The 4,108-nt window shown below is 72.0% G+C and carries 2 protein-coding genes; one reads left to right on the top strand and one right to left on the bottom strand.

All coding sequences use genetic code 11. From position 1 onward, the window contains the following. A partial coding sequence (locus GKQ77_RS28875) for a flavin-dependent oxidoreductase (RefSeq protein WP_219691970.1) occupies positions 1–1,207 on the bottom strand: 1,207 nt, incomplete at its 3' end. A 324-nt stretch (positions 1,208–1,531) separates the two neighbouring features. Between GKQ77_RS28875 and pepN the strand changes: the two genes are divergently transcribed. Continuing rightward, the gene (gene pepN / locus GKQ77_RS28880; RefSeq protein ID WP_219691972.1) at positions 1,532–4,099 is read left to right on the top strand and encodes an aminopeptidase N; all 2,568 of its coding nucleotides are present in this window, start codon (positions 1,532–1,534) and stop codon (positions 4,097–4,099) included. Positions 4,100–4,108 lie beyond the last annotated feature (9 nt).

Here is a 4,108-nt window from a genome sequence, read left to right on the forward strand (position 1 = left end):
CCCCCAACGCCCCCAACTCCTCCCCCGTCAGCACATCCTCCACCCGCTCGAACCCCTCCGGCGCCCGCTCCGCCACCGCCTGGAGGACCCGCTCGGCCGGCATGTCCCGGTTGGCGAGGACGACCGCGTTGGCCGGCTCCCGGCGCGCCTCCTCGTAGGCCCGCAGCCCCGCCTCCCGGTCCGGCGAGGCATACGCGAGGCACCGGGCGAGTACGCACGCGTCGAGGATCGCCTGGGAGCAGCCGTTGGACCCCACCGGATACATGGGGTGCGCCGCGTCGCCGAGCAGGGTCACCGGGCCGCGGCCCCACCACGCCAGCGGATCCCTGTCCACCATCGGGTACTCCAGGATGTGCCGCGTGGCCGCGAAGAGCGCGGGCACGTCGAGGTCGCCGATGCGCCACCCCGCGTAGTACGGCAGGACGTCCGAGAGCCGCCCGGAGCGGTTCCAGTCGGCGGGCCCCGCCATGGCGTGCCGGTGCACCCGCGGGAACCGTACCTCCGCCACCCAGTTGAGCACCGCCCTGCCCCGCTCCTGGGCCTGCCGCGAGATCGGGTAGACGACGAGTTTCGCGGCGGTGTTGCTGCCCGCGATCGCGACCGTCCGCCCGCCGAGCACGGGGTGCCACTCGACGACGCCGCGCCACATCCGGATGCCGTTCCACAGCGGCGGCCCCTCGCCGGGGTGGAGCATGGCCCGTACCGCCGAGTGCAGCCCGTCGGCGCCGACCAGGGCCCTCGCCCGTACCGCGTACTCGCGACCGCGTGCCATGTCCCGCAGGATCACCCGCAGCGCGGCGCCCTCGCGCTCGGCGAGGCGGACGAAGGCGGTGCCGGTGTGCACCGCGTGGTCGCCGATCCGGTCGCGCACCGCGTCCAGGAGGAGCAGTTGGAGGGCGCCGCGGTGGAGGGAGTACTGCGGCCAGTGGTGGCCGACGGCGAGGCCGCGCGGCTCGCCCCAGATGCGGTTGCCGTGCCGGTCGAAGTGGACGAGGGAGTCCGGCGCCACCGCGGTCGCGGCCAGCTCGGCGCCGAGCCCCAGTTCGGTCAACTCCCGTACGGCGTGCGGGAGCAGGTTGATGCCGACGCCGGCCGGACGCAGCTCGTCGACGGCGTCCACCACGCGTACGTCGATGCCCGCGGCGTGCAGGCCGAGCGCGGCGGTGAGCCCTCCGATGCCGGCGCCCGCCACCAGTACGTCGATCATGGCCGCCGCGCGGCCGGGCCGGCGCGGCGCGGCCCCTCGATCCCCAGCATTCCCACGTCCCCCTGTGGTCCCGGCGGCCCCGGCGTTCCCCGTCGGCCGCCCAGTGGCCGCGCGCCCGGCGGGTGACCGCAGGCCGTGGTCGGCGGCCTGCCCGGGCCGGGGCGGTGGCGCGGAGCGTAGCGGCACGGCAGCGGGAGAACAATGGCCCGGGCGGGCGTGCGAACCCGCATGGAAGGATGGCCGGAAACACCACAAGTCGCGCCCCCGAAGAACCACGGGGAAACACCCACATGACCCACTCGTCGTACCCGAGGAGATGACCGCGTGCCCGGCACCAATCTGACCCGCGAAGAGGCGCAGCAGCGGGCGAAGCTGCTCACCGTTGACTCGTACGAGATCGACCTCGATCTCTCCGGAGCACAGGAGGGCGGCACCTTCCGGTCCGTGACCACGGTGCGCTTCGACTCCGCGGAGGCGGACGCGGAGACCTTCATCGACCTGGTGGCCCCCGCGGTCCACGAGGTCGTCCTGAACGGCCACTCGCTGGACGTGGCCGCGGTCTTCCGCGACTCGCGCATCAGGCTGAAGCACCTGGAGGCGGGCCCCAACGAGCTGACGGTCGTCGCCGACTGCGACTACACCAACACCGGCGAGGGCCTGCACCGCTTCGTCGACCCGGTCGACCAGCAGGCGTACCTCTACACGCAGTTCGAGGTGCCGGACGCGCGCCGCGTCTTCGCGAGCTTCGAGCAGCCGGACCTCAAGGCGACGTTCCAGTTCACGGTGAAGGCGCCGAGCGGCTGGACGGTCATCTCCAACTCGCCGACGCCCGAGCCGAAGGATGACGTCTGGTTCTTCGAGCCGACGCCGCGCATCTCCTCGTACATCACCGCCCTGATCGTCGGCCCGTACCACTCGGTGCACTCGTCGTACGAGGGTCCGGGCGGCCAGTCGGTGCCGCTCGGCATCTACTGCCGGCCCTCGCTCGCCGAGTTCCTCGACTCGGACGCGATCTTCGAGGTGACGCGGCAGGGGTTCGACTGGTTCCAGGAGAAGTTCGACTACGCGTACCCGTTCGCGAAGTACGACCAGCTCTTCGTGCCGGAGTTCAACGCGGGCGCGATGGAGAACGCGGGCGCGGTGACCATCCGCGACCAGTACGTGTTCCGTTCGAAGGTGACCGACGCGGCGTACGAGACGCGCGCGGAGACCATCCTCCACGAGCTGGCCCACATGTGGTTCGGCGACCTGGTGACGATGGAGTGGTGGAACGACCTCTGGCTGAACGAGTCGTTCGCGACGTACACCTCGATCGCCTGCCAGGCGTACGCGGAGGGCTCGCGCTGGCCGCACTCGTGGACGACGTTCGCCAACTCCATGAAGACGTGGGCGTACCGCCAGGACCAGCTGCCGTCGACGCACCCGATCATGGCGGACATCCGCGACCTGGACGACGTGCTCGTCAACTTCGACGGCATTACGTACGCCAAGGGCGCGTCGGTGCTGAAGCAGCTGGTGGCGTATGTCGGGATGGACGAGTTCTTCCGGGGCGTGCAGGCGTATTTCAAGGCGCACGCGTTCGGCAACACGCGCCTTTCGGACCTGCTCGGCGCCCTGGAGGAGACCAGCGGGCGCGACCTGAAGACGTGGTCGAAGAAGTGGCTGGAGACGGCGGGCATCAACGTGCTGCGCCCGGTCGTGGACGTCGACACGCGGGGCGTCATCACGTCGTTCGCGGTGAAGCAGGAGGCCCCGGCGCTGCCGGCCGGTGCCAAGGGCGAGCCGACCCTGCGTCCCCACCGCATCGCCATCGGCCTCTACGACCTGGACGAGGCGTCGGGCAAGCTGGTGCGCACCGAGCGCGTGGAGCTGGACGTCGACGGTGAGCTGACGGCGGTGGACGCGCTGGTGGGCAAGGCGCGCCCGGCCGTGATCCTGCTGAACGACGACGACCTGTCGTACGCGAAGGTCCGCCTGGACGCCGAGTCGCTGGCGTTCGTCACGGACCACATCGGCGACTTCGAGGCGTCGCTGCCGCGCGCCCTGTGCTGGGCCTCCGCCTGGGACATGACGCGTGACGCGGAGCTGCCGACCCGGGACTACCTCTCCCTGGTCCTCTCCGGCATCGGCAAGGAGTCCGACATCGGCGTGGTGCAGTCGCTGCACCGCCAGGTGAAGCTGGCGCTCGACCTGTACGCGGCGCCGGCCCGCCGTGAGGAGGCGCTGGGCCGCTGGACGGAGGCGGCCCTGTCCCACCTGCGCTCGGCCGAGCCGGGCAGCGACCACCAGCTGGCGTGGGCGCGGGCGTTCGCGGCGACGGCACGTACGGACGCGGAGCTGTCGCTCCTGGAGCGGCTGCTCGACGGCACGGAGTCGATCGAGGGCCTTGCCGTCGACACGGAGCTGCGCTGGGCGTTCGTGGGCCGCCTCGCGGCGACGGGCCGTCTCGACGAGGCGGGCATCGCGGCGGAGCTGGAGCGGGACAAGACGGCGGCGGGCGAGCGGCACGCGGCGTCGGCGCGGGCGGCGCGGCCGACGGCGGAGGCGAAGGCGGCGGCGTGGGCCTCGGTCGTCGAGTCCGACACGCTCCCCAACGCGATCCAGGAGGCGGTGATCGGCGGCTTCGTCCAGACCGACCAGCGTGAACTCCTCGCTCCCTACACGGAGAAGTTCTTCGCGGCGGTCAAGGAGGCGTGGGACTCCCGCTCGCACGAGATGGCGCAGCAGATCGCCATCGGCCTCTACCCGAGCCTCCAGGTCTCGCAGGCCACGCTGGAGGCCACGGACGCGTGGCTGGCCTCGACGAACCCGTCGGCGGCACTGCGCCGCCTGATCACGGAGTCGCGAGCGGGAGTGGAGAGGGCGCTGCGGGCTCGGGCTTCCGACATGTAGCCCTCGGGC

The sequence above is a fragment of the Streptomyces anatolicus genome (assembly GCF_019400875.1).
In the GTDB taxonomy this organism is placed as follows: Bacteria; Actinomycetota; Actinomycetes; order Streptomycetales; family Streptomycetaceae; genus Streptomyces; species Streptomyces anatolicus.